Source organism: Amycolatopsis sp. VS8301801F10 (assembly GCF_046195355.1).
GTDB lineage: Bacteria > Actinomycetota > Actinomycetes > Mycobacteriales > Pseudonocardiaceae > Amycolatopsis.
Map to the genome: position 1 here is coordinate 493,242 of NZ_CP176065.1, position 22,606 is coordinate 515,847.

Here is a 22,606-nt window from a genome sequence, read left to right on the forward strand (position 1 = left end):
GCAACACGAGCGCAGGGGAACACGCAACGTGCCAATCGATCTGTCTTACGCATCGCAGTCGATCGTGCACCATGCAGGTGGCAAGCGGCGGTGCGGTGCGCTCCGACCAAGACGGCCGGTAGAAGATCTGCGGCGAACGGCTGACGAAGTTCGGCGTGGGTGAACGCCGGAAAGCTCAGCCGCCCTGGGCCTTGCGACGCTTGATGCGGTGGCGGCGGCCGAAGAACACGATGGCGAGCAGCACCACCGCGGCGCCGCCGGCGATGAGGTTCTTCTTCGTCTTGTCGGCGTTGGCCTTGTCGGTCTGCGACGGGTCGAGCACCGGTCCCGGCGGGGCCTGGCGAAGCGCGTTCACCTGCGTGATCGCCGTCTCAGCCGCCACGGTGACCGAGGCCGGAGCCGAGGTCGCCGCGGCCGCCGCCGCCGGCAGCGTCCCGGTGAGCAGCACGCCGAGCAGACCGGCCAGCAGCAGTCCCCGCACCTTCGCCATGACTTCCCTTCTACGCCGTCCCCGTGCATTGTGCCCGTCGGAACGCGGACGCGTCAGCCGCCACGCGGTGGAGCCGGGTCCGCTCGCCCCGTGCCGACGACCGTCGGGCGCAACCAGCCCCTAAGACGGTCAAAAGCCACTTGTGCGCAGAGCGTTTTCTCTTCTTGGACAACGTTCAAGAAGAGGGTTCGGCGAACGCGGCCAGAATCCGCTGCGCGGCCAGCGTGGCGGTGAGTTCCCCGTCGCGCACCGCTCGTTCCACGTCGGCGACCTGCGCGCGGACCGCCGGATGCGCGGTGAGCCGGTCGAGCAGCTGCTCGCGGACCATCGACCACGTCCAGTCGACCTGCTGTCGTTTGCGCCGTTCGCCAAGATCACCCGATTCGGTGAGCACCTCGCGGTGCTTCCCGATCGCCGCCCACACCTCGTCGAGGCCGCTGCCTTCGAGCCCGCTGCACGTGAGCACCGGCGGCGTCCAGAGCGCGTCCTTGCCGTAGATTATCCGCAGCGCGCCCTGCAGCTCGCGCGCGGCGCGCTTGGCGTCGCGTTCGTGCGGTCCGTCGGCCTTGTTGACGGCGATGACGTCCGCGAGCTCCAGCACGCCCTTTTTGATGCCCTGCAACTGGTCGCCGGTGCGCGCCAGGGTCAGGAAGAGGAAGCAGTCGACCATGTTCGCCACGGTCACCTCGGACTGCCCGACCCCGACCGTCTCCACCAGCACGACGTCGAAACCGGCCGCCTCCATCAGCACGATCGTCTCGCGGGTGGCGCGGGCGACGCCGCCGAGCGTGCCGGACGTCGGCGACGGCCGGATGAACGCCTTCGGGTCGACCGCCAGCCGTGCCATCCGGGTCTTGTCGCCGAGGATCGAACCGCCGGTGCGGGTCGAGGAGGGGTCGACGGCGAGCACCGCGACCCGGTGCCCGGCGGTGGTGAGGTCGGTGCCGAGCTGGTCGATAAATGTCGACTTGCCGACTCCGGGTACGCCGGTGATGCCGACGCGCTGCGCCCCGCCGGCGTGCGGGAGCAGCTCGACCAGCAGTTCCTGGGCTTGCCGCCGGTGGTCCTCGCGGTGTGATTCGACCAGCGTGATGGCCTTGGACAGGGTCCCCCGGTCGCCCGCGAGCACGCCCTTGGCGTACTCGCCGACGTCGATCCGCCGCGGCAAGGCTCAGGACTCCTGCGCGGCCAGCTGCTGGAGCAGGTCGATCGCGGCGTCCGCGAGCACCGTGCCCGGGCCGAAGATCGCCGCCGCTCCCGCTTCGCGCAGCTCGGGGTAGTCCTGCGGCGGGATCACGCCGCCGACCACGACCATGATGTCCTCGCGGCCCAGTTCGGCCAGCTCGCGGCGCAGCGCGGGCACCAGCGAGAGGTGCCCGGCGGCCAGCGAGGACACGCCGATCACGTGCACGTCGGCTTCGGACGCCTGGCGGGCGACCTCGGCCGGGGTGGAAAACAGCGGGCCGACGTCGACGTCGAAGCCGAGGTCGGCGAAGCCGGTGGCGATCACCTTCTGGCCGCGGTCGTGACCGTCCTGGCCCATTTTCGCGACGAGGATGCGCGGACGGCGGCCTTCCTCTTCGGCGAATTTGTCGACCAGCTCGCGGGCCTTCTCGACGTTGTCCGACTTCCCCACCTCTTCCCGGTACACGCCGGAGATCGTGCGGATCTGGCCGGAGTGGCGGCCCCAGTTCTTCTCCAGGGCGTCGGAGATCTCGCCGACGGTGGCCTTCGCGCGCGCGGCGTCGATGGCCAGCTCAAGCAGGTTGCCGTTGTTCTGCGCGCCTTCGGTGAGGCGGCGCAGCGCGTCCTCGGTGGCCTGCGAGTCGCGTTCTTCGCGCAGCCGACGCAGCTTCTCCAGCTGCTGCGCGCGTACGCCCGCGTTGTCGACCTTCAGCACGTCGATCTGCTCGTCGTCGGTGACCTGGTACTTGTTCACCCCGATGACCGGCTGTCGTCCCGAGTCGATGCGCGCCTGCGTACGCGCGGCTGCTTCTTCGATACGCAGCTTCGGGATGCCTTCGTCGATCGCGCGCGCCATGCCGCCCGCGCTCTCGACTTCGGTGATGTGGCCCCACGCCTTGCGCGCGAGGTCGTACGTGAGCTTCTCGACAAACGCGCTACCGCCCCACGGGTCGATAACGCGCGTGGTGCCGGATTCCTGCTGCAGCAACAGCTGTGTGTTGCGCGCGATCCGTGCGGAGAAGTCGGTGGGCAGCGCGAGCGCTTCGTCAAGAGCGTTGGTGTGCAACGACTGCGTGTGCCCCTGGGTGGCGGCCATCGCTTCGACGCACGTACGCGTGACGTTGTTGAAGACGTCCTGCGCGGTAAGCGACCAGCCGGACGTCTGAGAGTGCGTACGCAGCGACAGCGACTTCTGCGACTTCGGATCGAACTGCTTCACCAGCTTCGCCCACAGCAGGCGCGCGGCGCGCAGCTTCGCCACCTCCATGAAGAAGTTCATGCCGATGGCCCAGAAGAACGACAGCCGCGGCGCGAACTTGTCGACATCCAACCCCGCGTCGACGCCCGCGCGGATGTACTCGACGCCGTCCGCGAGCGTGTACGCCAGCTCCAGGTCGGCGGTCGCCCCGGCCTCCTGCATGTGGTAGCCGGAGATCGAGATCGAGTTGTACTTCGGCATGTGCTGCGAGGTGTAGGCGAAGATGTCGGAGATGATCCGCATCGACGGCTGCGGCGGGTAGATGTAGGTGTTGCGGACCATGAACTCCTTGAGGATGTCGTTCTGGATGGTCCCCGCGAGCTGCTCCGGCTTCACCCCCTGCTCCTCGGCCGCGACGACGTAGAGCGCGAGCACCGGCAGCACCGCGCCGTTCATCGTCATCGAGACGGACATCTTGTCCAGCGGGATGCCGTCGAACAGCTGGCGCATGTCGTAGATCGAGTCGATCGCCACGCCGGCCATGCCGACGTCGCCGGACACGCGCGGGTGGTCGGAGTCGTAGCCGCGGTGCGTGGCGAGGTCGAACGCGACCGACAGGCCCTTCTGCCCGGCCGCGAGGTTGCGGCGGTAGAAGGCGTTCGACTCCTGCGCGGTGGAGAACCCGGCGTACTGGCGGATCGTCCACGGCTGGTTGACGTACATCGTCGGGTACGGCCCGCGCAGGTACGGCGCGATGCCCGGGTACGTGTTCAGGAAGTCCACATCGGACAGATCGGCGGCGGTGTAGACCGGCTTCACGCCGATGCCCTCGGGGGTTTCCCAGGCCAGCGCGTCCGGGCCCTTGCCGGTGGCGTCCTGCACGGCCTGCGCCCACGCCGCGCGGTCGCCCGGTTCCGGCTTGCCGAGCGGGATGTCGGCGAAATTCGGGATGCTCATGCGGAGACTCCCAGCTGTGCGTGGAGGCTGGTCAGGATTTCGAGCGCGTCGCACCCGGCGTACAGATTGCCGCTGATTCCGTCGTAGGTTCCCTTGCCCGCCAACAGAACGCTGTCCGCGCCGAGCGACGCCGCGACGGACGCGGCCTGTTCCTCGTACGCCGCGTCGGTGCCGCACAGGCAGGCGATTTTCGCGCCGCTCTCGCGGAACGCGCCGGGCAGGTCGTCGGTCGCGCCGGGGTTCACCGCCTCGATGCCGCCCGCCTGCAGCAGGTTCGTCGCGAAGGACGCGCGGGCGGTGTGCGCGGCGACCGGCCCGAGCGTGGCCAGGAAGACCTTCGGCCGCTCGCCGTGCTTGGCGAGGTAGGCGTCGGACGCGTCGCGCAGTTTCTCGTACTCCTCGGCGTACCGGTGCCGCGGCAGTCCTCCGTCCACAGTGGACGGAAGCGGTTCGCGGGCGACCGGCTTTTCGTCCAGGTTCGGGAATTCGCTGACGCCGGTGAGCGGATCGCGCCGGGTGGCGAGGCGGCTCGCGCGCTTCTGCCAGGTCTGCGCGAGCCGTCCGGCCAGTGCGCCGGACGCCAGTTCGGTTTCGATCCCGCCCGCGGCCTCGATCGCGGTGAACTCGCGCCACGCGGCTTCGGCGAGTTCGTCGGTGAGCTTCTCGACGTACCAGGAGCCGCCCGCCGGGTCGATCACGCTGCCCAGCTTCGACTCTTCGATGAGGATCGCGTTGGTGTTGCGGGCGATCCGCGAGGAAAACGCGTCCGGCAGGCCGATCGCCGCGTCGAACGGCAGCACGGTGACCGCGTCCGCGCCGCCGACCCCGGCCGCGAAACAGGCCACGGTGGTGCGCAGCATGTTCACCCACGGGTCGCGCTGGGTGAACATCGACGGCGACGTGACCGCGTGCTGGTGCATCCCGCGGGCTTCCGCGGCCGCACCGGAGACCTCGAGGACGCGGTCCCACAGCCGGCGCGCGGCGCGGAACTTGGCGATGGTGAGGAACTGGTCCGCGGTCGCGGCGAGCCGGAACTCGATCTGCGCGGCGGCCGCGGCGACGTCCAGCCCGGCCTCGGTGAGCGCACGCAGATAAGCGACGCCGGACGCGATCGTCGCGCCGAGTTCCTGCGCGTCGGAGCCGCCTGCCTCGTGAAACGGCAGTCCGTCGGCGACGATCGTGCGCACCTTCGGGTACTTGGGGGCAACCTTCGCGGCCAATTCGGCGGCCGGGCCGAGCGGAAGAGAACGCCCCGTCCGCGCCGAGGTGCCGATCGGGTCCGCACCGAGCGTGCCGACGGCTTCGCTGGCCGGGATCTCGCGCTCGGCGAAGAGGTCGAGAAGCGCCTGAGCAGCGGTTTCGTACTCCGCGCCGGCGTCGAGGACGATCGGCGCGAGACCGACGTACACCTCGTTCAGCGCGTCCGCGAGCGCGGAAATCGGCAGCGAACCCTCGCCGAGCCGCAGCCACACCGAGGACGCGCCGCCTTCGAGGTCGGCGAGGATCGCCGCGTTCGCCGCGCGGACGTCTTCGCGCTGGTGCCGGACCCGGATGTCCCACCCGGTGTCGACGACGCCCTCCGGCCGGGCCCCGCGCACGAACGGCGGCAGCCCCGGGAAGCCGAGGTCGCCGCTCGCGTCGTCGGCGGTGTACAGCGGCTGGATCTCGATGCCGTCGTAGGTGCGCGAGACGAGCTTGCTCTCCGGCGCGCCCGCGAAATCCTCCGGGAGCCTGCCGCTCTTGCGCAGCACTCCCGCCACCAGCTCCTGCCACTGGGCGCGGTCCGCGGCGGGGAACTCCGCCGCGAGCGCGAGCCCGGGCTCGGAGTGCGGCGCCGACTCCGGACCAGCCACGTTCGTCATACCCAGTGATGGTAGAGGCAGGCCACCACCCGCACCTGTGACTCTGCTCGCCCCCCGTACGGGTGAACTCAGGGGTAGCGGTGCTGGGTCGGACAGTGCCGGTGCCGTGGGCCACAATCATGGGGTGCCCTCGGAGAACAGCGACCTGGACCAGCCCGGCAACACCGACAGCACCGGCTCCGCGAACGCCGAGCCGTCGACCGGCGGCGAGCAGCAACGGGTAGTCGCCGGACGCTATCGGCTGCGGTCGGTTCTGGGGTCGGGGTCGATGGGCACGGTCTGGTCGGCTTACGACGAGTTCCTGCACCGTCCGGTGGCGGTCAAGGAGATGAAGGTGCCGCCGGGCATCCCGGCGGAGCAAGCGGACGAACTGCGCGAGCGCACGCTGCGCGAGGCACGGGCGATCGCGGTGCTGTCGCATCCGAACGTGATCACGCTGCACGACGTCGCCCGCGAGAACGACGCGCCGTTCGTCGTGATGGAACTGCTGCCGTCGCGGAGCCTCGCGCACCTGCTGCGCGACCACGGCCCGCTGACGGTCGAACAGGCCGCGGCGGTCGGCATCGCGGTCGCCGCCGCGCTCGAAGCAGCCCACGACGCGGGCATCACACACCGCGACGTGAAGCCGGGCAACGTGCTGGTGGCCAGCGACGGCCGGATCAAACTGACCGACTTCGGCATCGCCCGCAACGTCTCCGAAGCCACCATGACCAGGACCGGGATCATGCTCGGTTCTCCCGCCTACATCTCGCCGGAAGTGGCTTCGGGCGGCGCGGTCACCCCCAGCGCCGACCTGTGGGGCCTGGGCGCGACGCTGTTCGCCGCCGTCGAGGGAGCACCCCCGTACGACGCGGACGGCGACCCGCTGGAAACCGTCGGCAAGGTCGTGAACGGCAAGGTCCCGCGCCCGAAGCCGGGCCCGCTGGCCGACGTCATCACCGCGTTGATGAAGAAGGAGCCGGAAAAGCGGATCTCCCTGCGCGAGGTGCGCCACCGGCTGTACCCGCTGCAGAACAAGGCCGCACTGGACCTCTTCGGCCCGGAGCTGTTCCGCACGCCGGACGGCAAGAAGACGGCCGCCCAGCTGGACGCCACCGACACCCAGGTGATCAAGACGGTCGCCCCGAAACCGGACTCGCCGGACCAGCCCGCCGCACTGGCAGCGGACCCGGGCCCGCTGCCGTTCCTGCGCTCGGGAAACACCGGCTCCGCCCCTGCTCCGCAGCTGCCGCCCCCGCCGCCGCTGCCCGCCCCGCTCCCGCCGCCGCCCCCACGCCGCAGCGGCAAAGCGACGGCACTGCTGGCGGTCGCCTCCATGGTCCTGTTCGCCCTGGCCTGCGGCGGCGGGTTCGCACTGGCCCGCGTGGTGAGCGGCCAGGACCTGCTGCCGCCGCAAGGCCCGGAAACCGGAGTGCTGGCCACCCTGGGCACAGTCGGAGGCTCCGCACAGCCGCTGAAGCTGATACCGCAGCACGCCAACGCAAGCTCGACGGCAAACGTCACGCGAGACAGCGAATACACCCTCTCGGTCCCCGAAGGATGGCAACGCTTCATCGCGTCCAGGAAATCAGTATTCGGCACCTCGACGGTAGTGCAATACCTTTCCCCGGACGGCCGCCAATCCCTGCGTCTGGAACGCATCCCGAACTTCTACGAGAAGTATTCGGAACACGACGCGGTAGAAGCACTGCGCCTGGCCTCGTCCCAGGATTCGTTCACCATCGCCCAGCCGGAACACGAAACCCCCAACGGCACCGAACTGACCTACCGAGCAGTGGAACGAGCACAAAACCACTCGGCAAAACCAGACACGGTAATCACCCGGGCAACCTTCGCCCTCATCAAGCAATCAGGAACCGCGGCCTGGCTGCTCTCCCTGACAGTCCCGTCAGAACAAGAAGACACCGGCTCCGCAACCTTCAGCCAAATAGCCCCGACACTGTCTTTCCCGGCATCTTCATAACAAACAGCAAGCAGCACGCACACCCAACCAAGCAGCCAGCCCCCGCCCTGCACCCCGATACGAAGCCTCCCTGCGGTTCGGGGGTGCTTGTCAAGGCATCTTTCCCGCCTTGACAAGCACCCCCGAACCGTCAGCACAATGGACTTCGGGGTGCCGCGCAACCGCTCCGGACGCAATGTCGCCGCCAGGCGACGAGCCGCCCGAGAAATCTCACCCCTCCGAATACCGCCGCGCAGTCTCCGCAGCCTGCGCCAACCTCCGCAACCCCTCGAACAACCGATCCCCCAAAACAGTCCCCACCACCGCGGCCTCGACAATCCGATCCATCGAAACCCCAGCCTCGAGCGTATCCAAATCAGCCTCCGCGATCCGATCGGCGACCTCCGCGTAACGCCCGATCTGATCCAGCAAAGCCTGATGCCCCAACGCCCGGACAGTGCACACAGTCCCCACTAACGATTCCGCCACCGGATTGTCGTCCCCGAACTTCCACCCGTGCTCCCGGGCCAGCGCGGACAACAGCTCCCAGGCCCACTCCCGGTCCTCGGCGGAAACCTCGACCACGGCCCCGGTCAACGCCCGCTGCATCACCCCGAGCACGTTGTACGCGGCCCGATCGGAATCCACCGCCGCGACCACCTCCCGCACGGTCGCCACGGACAGCCCCCCGACCTCGACCAGCGCCCGGATCAGCTTCAGCCGCCGCACGTGCTCCTCGCCGTAGCGAGCCTGGTTCGGGCTGGTCCGCTCCCCGGCCGGGAGCAGCCCCTCCCGCAGGTAGTACTTGATCGTCGCCACCGGGATCCCGGACTCGGCGCTCAGCTCTGCCATCCGCACCCGCTCGACCCTACTTCCGGGAAAAACCCTGAGGACTTCTCAGTATGGATAGTTTAACTTCCCATAACGGAGAGCTTCACTATCCATTCTGGGAGGACCACCATGACCACCACCGTCGACCCGCCGCCGACGCTGATCACCGCACGGATGCGCACCTGGCACCGCCCGTCGCTGTGGTTCGCCGCGGCGATGGGCGTCGCGACCGTGCTGACCGTCGCGGCGATGCTGCTCGACCACCGGACCCTGCTCGGCGCGCCGGTGTGGGCGAAGCCGTTCAAGTTCGCCGTCTCCGGCGGGCTCTACTACTTCACCTGGAGCTGGCTCGTCTCGTTGCTGCGCGGCAGGCTGCGCAAGGTCGCGAGCGTCGCGACGACCGTCTCCGTCGTGCTGTTCGCCGCCGAGTACGTGGCGATCGTGTTCCAAGCAGCTCGCGTCCGGCCTAGCCACTTCGCGAACACCTCGCCGTTCGACGCCGCGCTGTTCCAGGCCATGGGCGTGATGGTGGCCGGACTCTGGCTCGCCACGCTGGTGACCACCGTCGTGCTCATGTTCACCCGCATTGAAGACCGCGCGGTGTACTGGGCGGTGCGCACCAGCGCGGTCGTCGCGCTGATCGGCGCCGGCCTCGGCGCGACCATGACCCGGCCGACCCCGATCGAACGGGCCGAGATCAAGGCCACCGGGCATTCCGACCTCATCGGCGCGCACAGCGTCGGCGTCGCGGACGGCGGCCCCGGTCTTCCGCTGCTCGGCTGGAGCACCACCGGCGGCGACCTGCGGATCGCGCACTTCGTCGGCTTGCACGCGCTGCAAGCGTTGCCGCTCTTGGCCTTCGGGCTCGCGGTGCTCGCGACGCGGCTTCCCCGGCTGCGCGAAAGCGCGGTGCGGGTGCGGCTGGTCTGGACGGGTTCGGTCGGCTACGCGGGACTCGTCGCCCTGATCCTGTGGCAGGCCGAACGCGGCGAACCGCTCATCTACCCGAGCGGCACGACGCTGGCCGCCGCCGGTCTGCTGGTCGGCGTCATCGCGGCGGCTGCCGCGGCGTCGGTGCTGGCACCGGTCCGGAAGGCGGTCCGGTGAGCGACCTGACCGTCTTCGCCTGGACGTTCCCGGTCGCGGTGCCGTTCTGGGCGCTGATGATCTTCCTGCCCGGATGGCGCGGCACCCGCCGGATCCTGGCCTCGCCGTGGGTGCCGTTGCTGCCGCTGGCCTGGTATTTCGTGCTGGCGATCCCGCATTTCGGCGAACTGTGGCACGCGATGCAACGGCCGGATCTCGGGGTGCTGCAAGGATTTCTGAGCACGTCGTACGGGGCCGCACTGGTCTGGGCGCAGCTCATCGCGTTCGACCTGTTCATCGCCCGCTGGATGTTCTTCGAGGCGCGCACGCACCGGATCCCGTGGTGGATCGTCAGCCCGCTGCTTCTGCTGACGATCTTCCTGTCGCCGTTCGGCCTGGTCGCGTTCCTCGTCGTGCGCGGCGCCCGGATACGCTCGGCGGCATGAGCAACCTGGAGGAGGCGGCCGCGGCCGTCATCGCCGAGCGCACCGGCGTCGAGAAGTACGACATCGCCGTGGTGCTCGGTTCGGGCTGGCGTCCGGCCGCGGACGTGATCGGAACCGCCGACGCGGAGATCCCGTTCGGCGAACTGCCGGGCTTCACCCCGCCCGGAGCCGTCGGCCACGGCGGCACGGTGCGGTCACTGCGGATCGGCGACAAGCGCGCGCTGGTCCTGCTCGGCCGTACGCATTTCTACGAGGGCAAGGGCATCGACCCGGTCGTGCAGAACGTGCGCACGGCCGCGGCGGCGGGCGCGCGGACAGTGCTGCTCACCAACGCGGCGGGCGGGTTGCGCGCGGGCATGAACGTCGGGCAGCCGGTGCTGATCTCCGACCACCTCAACCTGACCGCGCGTTCGCCGATCGTCGGCGCGCACTTCGTCGACCTGACCGATCTCTACTCCCAGCGGCTGCGCGATCTGGCGCGGGAGATCGACGGTTCGCTAGAGGAAGGCGTGTACGCGGGCCTGCCCGGGCCGCACTTCGAGACGCCCGCCGAGATCCGGATGCTGCGCACCATGGGGGCCGACCTGGTCGGCATGTCGACCGTGCTGGAGGCGATCGCCGCCCGCGCGGCCGGGCTCGAGGTGTTCGGGCTGTCGCTGGTCACGAACCTGGCCGCGGGCATGACCGGCGAGCCGCTCAACCACGAGGAAGTCCTCGAGGCCGGACGGCAGTCGGCGACGCGGATGGGTTCGCTGCTGAAGGAACTCGTCGCCCGCGCGTGAGCCTCGTGAGTGCTGGCGCCGGTTCTAACCGGCGCCAGCACTCACGACTCAGGCGTACTGCGGCAGCTGCGCGGCCACTTCCTCCGGCGAAGGCATCCCCGCGACCTCCGCGGCCAGCTCGCGCACGACGTCCGCCACCGTGCGATCGGCCAGCAACCGGCCGGCCGTCTCGCGGACCGCGTCCGTCGTCAGTTCGTCGCCGACCAGCTTCGCGCCCGCACCGGCTTCCACCACGGCGTCCGCGTTGGTGAACTGGTCCGCGCCCTGCGGCAACAGCAGCTGCGGCACCCCCGCGCCGAACGCGCCCAGCGTGGTCCCGCTCCCGCCGTGGTGCACCACCAGATCGACGTGCGGCAGCAGTTCCGACTGCGGCACCCACGCCTCCAGCCGCACGTTCGACGGCACCTCGCCGAGCGCCGCGACGTCGACGGCCGGGCCGGTGGCCACCAGCACGTCCACGTCCAGCGAAGCCAGCCCCTGCAACGCCGCGGTCAGCAGGTGCGCCTGGCTGGCCCCGGTGGTGCCGAGCGTCAAATACACCAGCGGACGGCCGCGGTCCCGGCCTTCGATGCCGGACGGCAGATCGCCCGGTTCGCTCCAGCCGACCGGCCGCAGCGGCACGCGGTTGGCCTCGGCGAGGAACTCCGGCGCCTGCACCGACGGCGGGCAGATGTCCACGAACGGATGGCCCCAGAACAGCCGGTTGCTGCCGGCGAGTCCGACTTCCGCGGCGAAGGCGTCGATCTGGTCGCTGATGTGCTCCATCGGGCCGCCGGAGGACACCCGGCCGAATCCGTGCCCGACCGCGGGAATCCCCGCCCGGTGCGCGGCGAACGCGCCGCCCGGATTGCCCATTTCGTACACGACCAGGTCCGGTTTCCGCTCGGCGAGCACCGGGGCGAGGTCGGTCATGAACCGGCTCGGCAGCAGCCGTCCGAAGGCCTTGCCGATCGCCTCGTTCAGCTCGTCCGGCGGGACCTCGTAGCGGCTGCGGGTGTCTCCGGCGAAGACCTCGCCGAAGGCTTCCTGCAGCGTCAGCCCGGCGGCGACGGGTTCGAGCCCGGCCTTTTCCAGGCTCGGGTGGAAGTCGGGCGCGGTCGCGTAAACCACGTCGTGGCCAGCGTCGCGCGCGGCGACGGCGAGCGGCAGCAACGGATAGAGGTGTCCGTAAGACGCGAGGGAAGTGAAAAGAATGCGCACCACCCGAGCGTATCGTCAGCCGCTACCCGGTTTCCCGATCCGCGTAAGCTGGCCCGGGTGTCCGACAGCCTCGATTCCCGCCTCCGCGATTCCGTCTACCGCTGGATCACCGACGACCCGGATCCGGCGTCGCGCGAGGAACTGACCGCCGCCCTCGCCCGCGCGATGGGCAAAGAGCCCGGCGCGATCGACGAGATTACCGACCGGATGGCCGGACCGCTGGAGTTCGGCACCGCGGGGCTGCGCGGGCCGGTGCGCGCGGGTCCGAACGGGATGAACGTCGCGGTCGTCACGCGAACCACCGCGGGCGTCGCAGCGTGGCTCGACGCGCAGGGGCACGCGGGCGGCGTGGTCGTGGTCGGCCGCGACGCGCGGCACGGTTCGGAAGCGTTCGCCACGGCCGCCGCCGAGGTGCTGACCGCCGCCGGGTTCGCGGTGAAGGTGCTGCCGCAGCCGTTGCCGACGCCGTTGCTGGCGTTCTCGGTGCTGCACTACGGCGCGGTCGCCGGCATCCAGATCACCGCGTCGCACAACCCGCCCGCGGACAACGGATACAAGCTTTACGACTCCACCGGCGGACAGATCGTGCCGCCGTCCGACGGCGAAATCGAGCGCGCGATCCAGTCCGCCCCGGCCGCCCGGAGCGTTCCGCGCACGCCCGGCGCTGAGATCGTCGACCCGCGCGAGGCGTACCTGTCCGCGGTCGGCGCGCTGCCCCGCGGCACGACGCGCGAGCTGCGGATCGCCGCGACGGCCCTGCACGGCGTCGGCGCGGAAACCCTGCGGGCCGCGCTGTCCCGCGCCGGTTTCACTGACGTGCACCTGGTTTCCGCCCAGTCCGAACCGGACCCCGACTTCCCCACCGTCTCGTTCCCGAACCCCGAGGAACCCGGCGCGACCGATCTCCTGCTGGCTCTGGCGTCCGAAGTGGACGCTGACCTGGCGGTGGCGCTCGACCCGGATGCCGACCGGTGCGCGCTCGGCGTCCGCGGCCCGGACGGCTGGCGGATGCTGCGCGGCGACGAGACCGGCGTCCTGCTCGGAGCACACCTTTTGTCCACAACGGACAGTCCGGATCCGTTGGTGGCCACCACGATCGTGTCCTCTTCGCTGCTCGGCGAAGTGGCGAAGGAAAAGGGCGCGCGCTACGCGGAAACGCTGACCGGGTTCAAATGGCTGGTCCGCGCGGGCGAGGGGTTGGTGTTCGCCTACGAGGAAGCGCTCGGGCTCTGCGTGAATCCGAGTTTTGTTCGCGACAAGGACGGCATCGCCGCCGCGGTCGCGGGCGCGGACCTGGCCGCGACGCTCAAGGCCGAAGGCCGCACGCTGCTGGACGTGCTCGACGACATCTCAACGCGGCACGGTGTGCACCTCACCGACCAGGTGTCGTTGCGGGTCACCGATCTTTCCGTGCGCGGACGGCTCATGGCCGCGTTGCGTTCGAACCCGCCGGCCACGCTCGGCGGGGTGCCGGTGACGCTCGAAGACCTCCTGCCGGACGCCGACGTGCTCCGGCTGAGCGGCGACGGCGTGCGCGTCGTGGTGCGGCCGTCCGGCACGGAACCGAAACTGAAGGCGTACCTGCAAGTGGTGGCTCCGGTGACCGGCGGGCTCGCCGACGCGCGGCGCGGCGCGACGGAAGTGCTCGACGCGGTCCGCGAGGAGATCACCGCGCTGCTGCGCTGACGGGAGAACCATGCCAACGTTGCTGATCGTGCACCACACGCCGTCGCCGTCGATGCAGGCGATGTTCGAGGCCGCGCTCGCCGGCGCGAAGCATCCGGACATCGAAGGCGTCGACGTCGTCCGTCGTCCCGCGCTCGGCGCGACGGTGGCCGACGTGCTGGCCGCGGACGGCTATCTGCTGGGCACGCCGGCGAACCTCGGCAGCATGAGCGGCGCGTTGAAGCACTTCTTCGACACCGTGTACTACCCGTGCCTGGACGCGACGAAGGGCCGTCCGTTCGGGGCGTACGTGCACGGCAACAACGACACGTCCGGGACCGTGCGGCAACTCGACGCGATCACGACCGGGCTCGGCTGGACCCGGGTGGCCGAGCCCGTGCTCGTGACGGGCGAACCGGACAAAGCCGCGCTGGAAGCGGTGACCGAACTCGGCGGAACCCTCGCCGCGACGCTCATGTGAGCGGCCGGGCGGGCCGGAAGCCGTACCAGGGAAAGTAAAGAGGCCTGTCACCGGAAGCCCTGGGGGTCGACCTCCGGCAACAGGCCAATCGAGGGTTCGCAACGAAGGCGATCAACCTCGACTACGCAAGGGTACTACAAAGAACGGATCATGACGACCCTGCGATGACAACCAAGCGTGCTCGATTCAACTCCGAGGGCGCCGACCAGGGCCGTCCAGCGTGAGAAACCTGGATTCCGGACCGCCCGCGTCCCGGTCAGCGGGCCACCCCCGCCCCGTCCGGCCCAACGGACCGGCCCCGGAGTGTCCATTGTGGATAGAGCGGCGCGGCGGCTGATTCATCGACAGCCGACTGCGGTGGGTGACGAAACCGCACCGGATCCGCCACTCGGCGGATAAAGAAGGCGGGCGCCGGCCCGAAGACCGGCGCCCGCCCCGGGAAATCAGGCAGGCGAGACCATCCCGAGCACCGTCGCCGGCACGTCGGACACCGCGACCTGCTGCTGTTCGCGGGTGGCCAGGCTCCGGACGGTCACCCGGCCGGCCGCCCAGTCCTCCTCGCCCACGATGACGACCGCGACCGCGCCCGCCTTGTCCGCGCGGGTGAGCTCCTTGCCCAGTTTGCGCAGTTCCAGCGGGGTCGACGTGCGCAGTCCCGCCTTGCGCAGCGCCGTCGCGACGTCGCGGGCCGGGTCCGCCAGCTCCTCGGTGACCGGGATGACCGTGACGTCGACCTCGCTGCGCGGCCGCGGCGTGAGGCCGTGCGTGTCGAGGAAGTCCATCAGCGTCACGTCGCCCATGCCGAACCCGATGCCGGAGATCTGCTCCTTCGTGAACATCGAGGCGAGGTTGCTGTACCGGCCGCCGCCGAACAGCGCCCGGCGGTTCTGCGGCGAGGTGTCGAAGACCTCGAACACGGTCGACGTGTAGTACGCCAGCCCGCGCACGATCAGCGGTTCGTACCGGACCAGGCTCGCCGCGCTGCTGGAGAGCACCTTGACCAGGTTCGATTCGGCCTTGACCGTCTCGGGCAGCTCGTCGAGCAGCGCCGGGCCGGCGCCGAGGGTCTCGGCGAGCTTCTCGTACTGCTTGTCCGACAGCCCGATCTCGGCGGCGCTCGCCGCGTGGTCCTCGGCCGAGGTCTTCTCCCACCGGTCGACGAGCGCGAACACCTGCGGCAGGTGGTCCGGCGAGATGCCGACGACGTCGGTCAGCGCCGACGACAGCAGGTTCCGGTCGTTGACCCGCACCGCGAACATGTCCGAAGTCGCGCCGACCGCTCCCATCAGGTCGTGGATCAGCTCGAACATCTCGATCTCGCAGTTCGCGCTTTCCGAACCGAAGATGTCGGCGTTGATCTGCCAGTGCTCGCGCACGCGGCCGCGCTGCGGACGCTCGTAGCGGTGGCAGTTCGGGTGGCTGTACCAGCGCACCGGGAACGACAGCGATTTCGCGTGGCCGGCGATCATCCGGGCCACCGAGGGCGTCATCTCCGGGCGCAGCGCGAGCCGCTCGCCGCCGCGCGTGGTGAGCGTGTACAGCTGCTGGTCGGCGATCTCCTGGCCGGACTTCCGCTCGTAGACCTCCGCCTGCTCCAGGATCGGGCCGTCGTAGCGGAGGTAGCCGTAGCGCTCCAGCACGTCGTAGAGATGGCCGAACACCTGCGTGCGGACGGACATTTCGGCGGGGAGGAAGTCTCGGGTCCCCTTGACAGGCGCGGTTGACAGGTATTCAGGCACGTCATCCAGCTTAACGACCCGGCGCCAGCCGATTTGTCAGGGGAACGCGACGCCGTACGCGGTGAGCAGCATCGCCGCGCCGAGCAGCACCGCGCCGCCGGTGGTGACGCTCATGCCGACGCGGGTGCGCAGCATCGCGAGGAAGAATCCGCCGGACTGCGCGAGCACGCCGAACAGCAGCAGGAAGCAGACGATCCAGCGCGCGGTGTCGCCGAGTCCGCCGTGCTCGACCAGCTGCAACGCGGCGAGCGTGAGCACGAGCAGCACACCGGCGTGCGCGTGCCCGGCGCGGAAGAACCCGCGCTGCTTCTCGGTGAGGTCTCCGCGGCGCAGGACGCCGCTCAGCGCGTAGCCGCCGTACATGACGGTGGGCAGCGATACGAGCGCGATGACGGTGAACAACTGGACTGGGCCGTGCATGGTCGCCTCCTTGGGGTGCGAAGCGACCATAACACTGTTTTAAAACACTGTCACGAAACTTCTTGGTCCCTCTTGCCGGTGGCTGTCACCCGACGGTCGAGGGAATGGGGCGGCGAAGCGGGCGGCGGTGCACTGCGCTGGAGTTCATGACTACGACCTCGATGCGGCACCGCGCCCGATGGGCCGGTCTCGCCTTGCCCCTCGCCCTCAGCGGCCTCTGCGCGACGGCCCTGCCCGCCCAGGCCACGGCTCCAGCCGCGGTTCCCGCCGCGCACCAGATGGCGAAGAAGAAGCCCGTCCACCTCAAGGCCGTGCCGGTCAAGGCCAAGGTGCGCAAGGGCGAGCAGATCCGGGTCCACGGCCGCTTCGCGACCGGCCCTGCGGGACGCGCCGACGACGACGGGATCCTTTACCTGCAGCAGGAAATCCGCGCCGGGGTCTGGGTGAACCTCGCCTCCACCTCGTGCGCCCCGGACCACGACTTCGACCTCGGTGTCCGGTTGAACGTGTCCGGAACCCTGACCCTGCGGGTCTTCCACCCCGAATCCACCCTGTTCACCGCCGCCGCCTCCGCGGTGTTCACGGTCGTCGTGTTCTGAGAACCGATCCAGTAGGTGGCCGCGGCGAAGACCAGGCATCATGGCGGGCGTGAGCCAGCCCGGGGATGCCGCTTCGCCGCAGTTGGCTTATGCCGACCAGCTCCGCCAGCAATCGGCGACCTGCCGGTTGCTGGCGGAGAAGCAACGCGAGAACACGGCCGCGTTCGAGGGGTTCGCCGAACGCGGCCTTCCCGGTTCCGCCGAGATGGCCCTCCGCTCGGAACGTTCGACGCGGTTTTTGCTCCTGCTCGCTTCGGTGATCGCGGAGCAGGCGATCGCGCACGACGAGCTGATGGCCGCGGGCGGGCCGGAGAATTCACGCGCGTATGTGGAGTATGAGGCGACGACTCGGCGGTTGCGGGCGTTGTTGCCGACGGACCCGCTCACCGACTGAGGGTTACGGTCGCGGGGTCTGGGTTTGGGTCAGCGCACCCACGATGTCCTCCGCCAGCAACAGACTCGCCAAGCCATGTCCATGTTTCTCCCGCCGTACCAACGAAACCACGTTGTTGCTGAACGCGTCCCGAACCGGCCGGAAGACGAGCCGTCCGTCTCGGATTTCCTCCGCGATGTCGAATTCGCTGAGGAACGCGATGGCGTCTCCTGAGGCCGCGAGGCGTTTCATCGTTTCGATTGAGTTCGTGTGGAAGGCCGGTTCGATGTCGAGACCCGCCTTGGCGAACGCTTCCGCGACGATGCCGTGGATGACCATCGACCGGTCGGCGAAGATCAGCGGGTAGGGCGGGCACTGCGCGAGCGGGATCGGATCCGGCCCGGCGAGCGGGTGGTGCGGGGCGACGACGACGCCGAGCCGCGTGTTCATCTGCCAGCAGACCTCGAGATGCGCGGACGGCGGGACGTTGAAGCCGAGCCCGAGGTCGGCTTCGCTGGCTTCCACGGCACGCAGGATGTCCTGCGTCGTCATCGTGCGGATCGAGATCCGGACTCGCGGGTGCCTGCCGCGGAACGCCGCCGCGGCCGTCGCGACGACGCTGCTGGCCAGCCCGGTCATCGTGGCGATCACGACCTCGCCGCTGCCGAGCGCGTGCAGGTCACGGATGTCCGCGACGGTCTCGCGGTACTGCTGCAGCGTGCGCCGGACGTGCGCGAGCAGCGCCTCCCCGGCGGGCGTCGGGCGCATCCCGCGCGGCAGGCGGTCGAACAGCTGCTCGCCGAGTTCCGCCTCCAGCAGCAGGATCTGCCGGTTGATCGCCGACGGCGCGACGTGCAACCGCGCACCGGCCGCGCGGATGGACCCGAGGCGCGCCACTTCGTCGATGTACTGCAGCAACCGGGAGTGGAGCACGGGCGGACCTCCTAAGTGTACGAAAAAAGAGTACGCGTCGTACGAAAATGAATGCTTGTCAGCAACGGTGCGGTGCGGGTTCTATCAGTGCACCAACGACATCGAAGTGAGGAAACCGTGCTGGAATCGCCGACCTATCCCCCGCTCGCGGCGGAAGACGTTGCCGCGCAAGAAGATCACGTGCGGACGATCTTCGACATTCTCGCCGGAGAGCAGGAAGCGGACCTGCTGCTGCGCAATCTTCACATCGTCGACGTGCACACGGAAAGTGTCTGCCCCGGCTCGCTTCTCGTTTACCGGCAGCGGATCATCGCGCTGAACCCCGACGAGTCGATCGTGCGGGTGCGCGAGGTTTTCGACGGCGAAGGGCTTTACGCGATCCCCGGATTGATCGACTCGCATCTGCATTTCGAGTCCCAGCTGGCGCATCCGGCGGCGTTCGGCGAGGCGATCGTCCCGAGCGGAACGACCACGGTCTTCGGGGAAACCCTGGATTTCGCCAGCGCGGCCGGAGACGAGGCGGTGGAAGCCGTCCAGACCTTGTTCGCTGACCACGAAAAGCTGCCGTACCGGCTTTACGCGTTCGCACCGGGGAAGAAGACCTCGACGGACGTCACCGAGGCCATGCTGAAGATGGATCCGGTGATCGGCCTGGGCGAACTGGCGCACCTCTCCTACATGACCGGGAACGCCGACGACTTCCGCAAAGCCGCGCTGGGCCGGGCGAATTCCGGATTCGTGAACTGCCATTGGGGCGTCACGGCGTTGCCGGACATGCTGTTGAACTACCTGCCCGCGATCGGCGTCGACAACAACCACGACGTCTGGAACGAGGACGACATCGAAAAGAGCGTCCGGTACGGTCTCAACACGCAGATCAAGTTCGGTGTCGGAAGCCCGGAAGTCATCCGGACCATGTTGCGCGCCATCGTGAAACGGCGCTGGCCCGCGGAGAACTTCCAACTCTGCGCCGACAACATTTCAGTGGATCGAGTCCTGCGGCAAGGCCATATCGACTGGGTGATCTCGCTGGCGATCGAGATGGGCATGCCGCCGATCAAGGCGATCAAAATGGGCACCCTGTACGCCGCCCGTTCCTTCCACAAGGACCGTGACCTCGGTTCGCTCAGCCCGGGCCGCTTCGCGGACATCGTTCTCACCGACAGCCTCGCGAAAATCAACCCGCGATACGTGTTCAAGGGCGGCGAACTGGTGGCCCGCGACCGCAAGCTGCTCAACCGCGTCGGCATCGATTACTCCAGCCTGGCCAAGAAACCGAAGCCGGGCCTCGCCGACCTGGCACCCGAACAACTCGACCTGACACCGAGCGAAATCTCGCCCGAGGGCGATCAGGCGAAGGTACTGCTCTTCGACGTCTACGGCCGCGGACATCTCAAGTTCGCCCAGGAGATCTGGGTACCGTTCCGCGACGGCACGGTCGTTCCCGAACACGAAGGCGTGCGGCTCAATCGAATCGCGGTCGTGCAGCGTTACGCCGACGGAGAGCGGCACATCGTCACCGGGTTGTTCAAAGGCGTGTCCATCGACCGCGGCGCGGTATCGACGTTCTGGCCCGCCCCGTCGGCGTACTTCGTGAGCGTGGGCAGCGAAAGCGCGGAGATGTGCGCCAACCTGAAGCAGCTGGACACGCTGGTCGGTGGCTGCCTCGTAACCGAGGAGGGCGAGCAGAAAGCCTGTCTGCCGCTGGAGTTCTACGGCGTAATGGCCGACATGGACCTCGCCGAACTCGTCGACGCGACCCGCTCGGTCGACGCCGCCCTCGAAAAGCTGGGCAACCACAACGAGGGCGAGCCCGTCGTCAACAAACTCCTGACCCTGTTCATCTCGCTCGACCGTTTCGGATTCATGAAGTAACCCTCGACGAGGAGGTCGCGGTCGTGCCTTACGACAAAGACGCGGGAGTCATCGACAACGGCAACGTGGTACGGCGCTGGATTGTCTATGTCGCCGGAATCTACCTGCTGACACTCGGTCTCGGCCTGGCCATCCGGGCCGGGATCGGCATTTCCCCGCAAAGCAGCCTGACCCGCACGATGACGCTCGTGCTCCCGCCGCTCAGCCAGGGCACGTTCAATCTCCTGCTCGAAGTGCTCATGCTCGGGCTGACTTTCCTAGTGCTGCCAAGGGCGTTCAAGCTCCGCCACCTGCTCTCGCTCGTCCCGGCGCTGCTCCTGGCCGCATTGCTCGACTTCAACCTGATGGCGACGAAATGGATCTCCCTGGCGCCCTACGCGGCTAATCTCGCGCTGCTGTTCCTCGCCGACGCGATGCTGGCCTTCGGACTTTTCCTGATGATCCGCGCCAATCTCATGCTGATGCCGATCGACCTGTTCGTCAACACCCTGCAGAAGAAAACAGGCCGGAAATGGGGCAACATCAAAACCGTCTTCGACTGCACACTGCTCGCCCTCTCGGCCGGCATCGGGCTGCTCTTCCTCGGCGGACCGCATTTCATCCGCGAGGGCACGATCATCAACGCCGTCCTGGTCGGCCAGTACATCAAGCTCTATTTCTTCCTGTACAAGAAGTTCCAGGCCGGCAAGCTCAAGCCCGTTGAAAGCGCAACGTGAACGTCGCGCCCACCCCGGGCTTTCCGACCGCGGCGATCGTCCCGCCGTGTCCGGTCACGACCTCCTGCACCAACGCCAGCCCCAGCCCGAACCGGCGGCCCTCGCCGTGCGGCCCGTGGGCGAACCGCTCGAAAAGCCGGTCCGCTTCGTGCTGCGGGAAGCCCGTGCCGGTGTCGCACACCCGCAGTTCGACGTGCCGGGCGTCCGGGTTGGCGAGGATCACCTCGATCGACCCGCCCGGTGGTGTGTGCCCGATCGCGTTGTCCAGCAAGGCGGACAGCACTCGCCGCAACGCGGTCGGCACGCCCGGCACCACGTCCTCCAACCCCGGCGAACGGCTCAGCCGGAGGTCCACCTGCCGGTCGTTCGCACGGTCCGATTCCGCCGCCACGGCCTGTTCCGCCAGCACCGCCAGCTGCACCGGCTCCAGATGCGGCCGCTCGGAACCAGCCTGCGCGGACAACAGCAAATCGTCGACGACCGCACCCAGTTCCCGGGTGCCCGAGACCAGGGCTTCCAGCTCGTCCGGTCCGGCGGCGCCACGCCGGGCCAGGAGCTGGGTGCGGGTGTGCAACCGGGTGAGCGGCGCCCGCAGCTCGTGGGACGCGTCGGCGACGAACGTTCGTTGCCGGCGCAACGCCTCGCCCAACGGCCGGATCGCCCGCCCGGCCAGCAGATACCCGCTGAGCACCGACGCGAGCAGCACCACCAGCTCGGCCACCCCGAGCCCTAACAACAGCTGTTCGCGGTCGGAGATCAGGTAGTGCTCGTTGAAATACGCCTGCCAGACCTCGCCGCCGCGGTTGACCGTGCGGATGGTGTACGTCGCACCGTCGAGCACGCGTTCTTCCGTCACCGCGTCGCCGTCGTTCGGCACTGGCGGCACCGGCGGGGGCGTGAACGGCAGCCGCCCGGCAGGAGCGTGCCCCCGCGGCGTCACCAGGTAAGTGCATCCGGGCGGGGTCGCGGAAAGTCCGTGCCCCAGCGCGAACTCCAGCTGCCGCTCGGTCTCCGCGGCCTGCCCGCGCAGCAGCACCCAGTACGCGATCACCCCCGCGGCGAGGACGACCATGGTGATCACCACGGCGATCTGACTCGCGATGGTCCGCCGCGCGCGCCGCAGCGCTCGCGCCTCCGGGGCGACGACGGTGGTCACACCGCCCCGATCTGGTAGCCGAGGCCGTGCACGGTCTTCACCACGTCCCGGCCCAGCTTCCGCCGCAGGTAGTACACATAGGTGTCCACAATGGACTCTGCCGCCGACTCGGTGAACACCCCCGCCCGCAGCGACGCGCGCGGGTGGATTGCCTTCGGCCGCTGGGCGAGCGTGCGCAACAGCTCGAACTCGCGGCCGGACAGCGTCACCCGTTCGCCGCGCGGCAGCACGACCTCGTGCCGCTGCAGGTCGAGCGCCGCCGCGCCGAGCGGGAGGGATTCGGCGTGCTCGGTGTCGCGACGGCACAACGCGCGCACGCGGGCGAGCAGTTCGTCGGTCTCGAACGGTTTCACCAGGTAGTCGTCGGCCCCGGTGTCGAGGCCGTGCACCCGGTCGGCCAGCTCGCCCAGCGCGGACAGCACCAGCACCCGCGCGGGCACCGCCCGGCGGCGCAGCTGGGCCAGCACCGCAAGGCCGTCGACCACCGGCAGCCGCCGGTCGAGAATCACCACCTCGTACCGTCCGGTGAGCCCAAGATGCAGGCCGCGCTGGCCGTCGTGGGCCACTTCGGTCTCGTAACCTTCTCCGGCGAGCAATTCGACGAGCATCCCGGCGAGGTCGCGATCGTCCTCGACCAGGAGCACCCGGGAAGCCGCCGGGGTCTCTGCCT

General features: G+C 69.2%; 21 protein-coding genes. 10 read left to right on the plus strand and 11 right to left on the minus strand.

Annotated elements, in window-relative coordinates:
• Nucleotides 1-175: 175 nt before the first annotated feature.
• The 4 genes from F9C11_RS02320 to F9C11_RS02335 all read right to left on the minus strand — a co-directional run bounded on the left by F9C11_RS02320 (nt 176) and on the right by F9C11_RS02335 (nt 5,692).
• A complete protein-coding gene (locus tag F9C11_RS02320) occupies nt 176-490 on the minus strand; it encodes a hypothetical protein (RefSeq protein WP_409183309.1) in 315 nt (104 codons plus the stop codon).
• Between the two features lie 175 nt (nt 491-665).
• On the minus strand, nt 666-1,658 hold the full coding sequence (meaB, locus tag F9C11_RS02325; RefSeq protein ID WP_409183310.1) for a methylmalonyl Co-A mutase-associated GTPase MeaB: 993 nt from the start codon (nt 1,656-1,658) through the stop codon (nt 666-668).
• Nucleotides 1,659-1,661: 3 nt separating this feature from the next.
• The gene (gene scpA / locus F9C11_RS02330) at nt 1,662-3,830 is read right to left on the minus strand and encodes a methylmalonyl-CoA mutase (protein WP_409183311.1); all 2,169 of its coding nucleotides are present in this window, start codon (nt 3,828-3,830) and stop codon (nt 1,662-1,664) included.
• Nucleotides 3,827-5,692, minus strand: coding sequence for a methylmalonyl-CoA mutase family protein (locus tag F9C11_RS02335; protein WP_409183312.1), 1,866 nt, complete (start codon nt 5,690-5,692; stop codon nt 3,827-3,829). The genes scpA and F9C11_RS02335 overlap by 4 nt, the downstream gene beginning before the upstream one ends.
• A 124-nt stretch (nt 5,693-5,816) precedes the next feature.
• On the opposite strand from F9C11_RS02335, the gene F9C11_RS02340 reads away from it, so the two are divergent.
• A complete protein-coding gene (locus tag F9C11_RS02340; protein WP_409183313.1) occupies nt 5,817-7,655 on the plus strand; it encodes a serine/threonine-protein kinase in 1,839 nt (612 codons plus the stop codon).
• Between the two features lie 210 nt (nt 7,656-7,865).
• On the opposite strand, the gene F9C11_RS02345 is transcribed toward F9C11_RS02340, so the two are convergent.
• The gene (locus F9C11_RS02345) at nt 7,866-8,486 is read right to left on the minus strand and encodes a MerR family transcriptional regulator (protein ID WP_409186790.1); all 621 of its coding nucleotides are present in this window, start codon (nt 8,484-8,486) and stop codon (nt 7,866-7,868) included.
• Nucleotides 8,487-8,594: 108 nt separating this feature from the next.
• On the opposite strand from F9C11_RS02345, the gene F9C11_RS02350 reads away from it, so the two are divergent.
• Genes F9C11_RS02350 through F9C11_RS02360 form a run of 3 tightly spaced genes read left to right on the plus strand, consistent with a single transcriptional unit; the run spans nt 8,595 to nt 10,779 of the window.
• Entirely contained in the window at nt 8,595-9,572 is a 978-nt protein-coding gene (locus tag F9C11_RS02350; RefSeq protein ID WP_409183314.1) for a hypothetical protein, read from the plus strand.
• Nucleotides 9,569-9,997 carry an ABA4-like family protein gene (locus F9C11_RS02355; RefSeq protein ID WP_409183315.1) on the plus strand — a complete coding sequence of 143 codons (429 nt, stop codon included), beginning with the start codon at nt 9,569-9,571 and terminating at the stop codon, nt 9,995-9,997. The genes F9C11_RS02350 and F9C11_RS02355 overlap by 4 nt, the downstream gene beginning before the upstream one ends.
• A complete protein-coding gene (locus F9C11_RS02360; RefSeq protein ID WP_409183316.1) occupies nt 9,994-10,779 on the plus strand; it encodes a purine-nucleoside phosphorylase in 786 nt (261 codons plus the stop codon). The genes F9C11_RS02355 and F9C11_RS02360 overlap by 4 nt, the downstream gene beginning before the upstream one ends.
• Before the next feature lie 48 nt (nt 10,780-10,827).
• On the opposite strand, the gene F9C11_RS02365 is transcribed toward F9C11_RS02360, so the two are convergent.
• On the minus strand, nt 10,828-11,979 hold the full coding sequence (locus F9C11_RS02365; protein WP_409183317.1) for a glycosyltransferase: 1,152 nt from the start codon (nt 11,977-11,979) through the stop codon (nt 10,828-10,830).
• Between the two features lie 57 nt (nt 11,980-12,036).
• On the opposite strand from F9C11_RS02365, the gene F9C11_RS02370 reads away from it, so the two are divergent.
• Both F9C11_RS02370 and F9C11_RS02375 read left to right on the plus strand, forming a co-directional pair.
• Nucleotides 12,037-13,665: a phospho-sugar mutase gene (locus tag F9C11_RS02370; RefSeq protein ID WP_409183318.1), complete on the plus strand. Its 1,629-nt coding sequence runs from the start codon at nt 12,037-12,039 to the stop codon at nt 13,663-13,665.
• A 10-nt stretch (nt 13,666-13,675) separates the two neighbouring features.
• Complete coding sequence (locus F9C11_RS02375) at nt 13,676-14,125, plus strand: flavodoxin family protein (protein WP_009072659.1); 450 nt, start codon at nt 13,676-13,678, stop codon at nt 14,123-14,125.
• A gap of 443 nt (nt 14,126-14,568) precedes the next feature.
• Here F9C11_RS02375 and hisS read toward each other — a convergent pair whose 3' ends face one another.
• Entirely contained in the window at nt 14,569-15,864 is a 1,296-nt protein-coding gene (gene hisS, locus F9C11_RS02380) for a histidine--tRNA ligase (protein ID WP_409183319.1), read from the minus strand.
• Between the two features lie 36 nt (nt 15,865-15,900).
• A complete protein-coding gene (locus F9C11_RS02385) occupies nt 15,901-16,284 on the minus strand; it encodes a hypothetical protein (protein ID WP_037816084.1) in 384 nt (127 codons plus the stop codon).
• Between the two features lie 146 nt (nt 16,285-16,430).
• Between F9C11_RS02385 and F9C11_RS02390 the strand changes: the two genes are divergently transcribed.
• Both F9C11_RS02390 and F9C11_RS02395 read left to right on the plus strand, forming a co-directional pair.
• Nucleotides 16,431-16,883: a hypothetical protein gene (locus F9C11_RS02390; RefSeq protein WP_409183320.1), complete on the plus strand. Its 453-nt coding sequence runs from the start codon at nt 16,431-16,433 to the stop codon at nt 16,881-16,883.
• A 40-nt stretch (nt 16,884-16,923) separates the two neighbouring features.
• On the plus strand, nt 16,924-17,277 hold the full coding sequence (locus F9C11_RS02395) for a hypothetical protein (RefSeq protein ID WP_409183321.1): 354 nt from the start codon (nt 16,924-16,926) through the stop codon (nt 17,275-17,277).
• Between the two features lie 3 nt (nt 17,278-17,280).
• Here F9C11_RS02395 and F9C11_RS02400 read toward each other — a convergent pair whose 3' ends face one another.
• The gene (locus tag F9C11_RS02400; protein ID WP_409183322.1) at nt 17,281-18,189 is read right to left on the minus strand and encodes a LysR family transcriptional regulator; all 909 of its coding nucleotides are present in this window, start codon (nt 18,187-18,189) and stop codon (nt 17,281-17,283) included.
• A 180-nt stretch (nt 18,190-18,369) separates the two neighbouring features.
• Here F9C11_RS02400 and F9C11_RS02405 point away from each other — a divergent pair, with 180 nt between their 5' ends.
• Together F9C11_RS02405 and F9C11_RS02410 are read left to right on the plus strand one after the other, a co-directional pair.
• Complete coding sequence (locus F9C11_RS02405; protein ID WP_409183323.1) at nt 18,370-20,064, plus strand: adenine deaminase C-terminal domain-containing protein; 1,695 nt, start codon at nt 18,370-18,372, stop codon at nt 20,062-20,064.
• Nucleotides 20,065-20,087: 23 nt separating this feature from the next.
• Nucleotides 20,088-20,780: a DUF6198 family protein gene (locus F9C11_RS02410; RefSeq protein WP_409183324.1), complete on the plus strand. Its 693-nt coding sequence runs from the start codon at nt 20,088-20,090 to the stop codon at nt 20,778-20,780.
• Here F9C11_RS02410 and F9C11_RS02415 read toward each other — a convergent pair.
• Nucleotides 20,755-21,936 (minus strand): sensor histidine kinase, encoded by a 1,182-nt coding sequence (locus F9C11_RS02415; protein WP_409183325.1) that lies wholly within the window; start codon nt 21,934-21,936, stop codon nt 20,755-20,757. The genes F9C11_RS02410 and F9C11_RS02415 overlap by 26 nt on opposite strands.
• Nucleotides 21,933-22,580: a response regulator transcription factor gene (locus F9C11_RS02420; RefSeq protein ID WP_409186791.1), complete on the minus strand. Its 648-nt coding sequence runs from the start codon at nt 22,578-22,580 to the stop codon at nt 21,933-21,935. Before F9C11_RS02420 ends, F9C11_RS02415 begins: the two co-directional genes overlap by 4 nt.
• Between the last annotated feature and the right edge of the window lie 26 nt (nt 22,581-22,606).

Bases quoted from the DNA above. Each gene is read 5' to 3' on its own strand.
- F9C11_RS02345 (WP_409186790.1), bottom strand. From the start codon at position 8,486: ATGGCAGAGCTGAGCGCCGAGTCCGGGATCCCGGTGGCGACGATCAAG.
- F9C11_RS02395 (WP_409183321.1), top strand. From the start codon at position 16,924: ATGGCGGGCGTGAGCCAGCCCGGGGATGCCGCTTCGCCGCAGTTGGCT.
- F9C11_RS02375 (WP_009072659.1), top strand. From the start codon at position 13,676: ATGCCAACGTTGCTGATCGTGCACCACACGCCGTCGCCGTCGATGCAG.
- F9C11_RS02320 (WP_409183309.1), bottom strand. From the start codon at position 490: ATGGCGAAGGTGCGGGGACTGCTGCTGGCCGGTCTGCTCGGCGTGCTG.
- F9C11_RS02385 (WP_037816084.1), bottom strand. From the start codon at position 16,284: ATGCACGGCCCAGTCCAGTTGTTCACCGTCATCGCGCTCGTATCGCTG.
- F9C11_RS02390 (WP_409183320.1), top strand. From the start codon at position 16,431: ATGACTACGACCTCGATGCGGCACCGCGCCCGATGGGCCGGTCTCGCC.
- scpA (WP_409183311.1), bottom strand. From the start codon at position 3,830: ATGAGCATCCCGAATTTCGCCGACATCCCGCTCGGCAAGCCGGAACCG.
- F9C11_RS02360 (WP_409183316.1), top strand. From the start codon at position 9,994: ATGAGCAACCTGGAGGAGGCGGCCGCGGCCGTCATCGCCGAGCGCACC.
- F9C11_RS02350 (WP_409183314.1), top strand. From the start codon at position 8,595: ATGACCACCACCGTCGACCCGCCGCCGACGCTGATCACCGCACGGATG.
- F9C11_RS02335 (WP_409183312.1), bottom strand. From the start codon at position 5,692: ATGACGAACGTGGCTGGTCCGGAGTCGGCGCCGCACTCCGAGCCCGGG.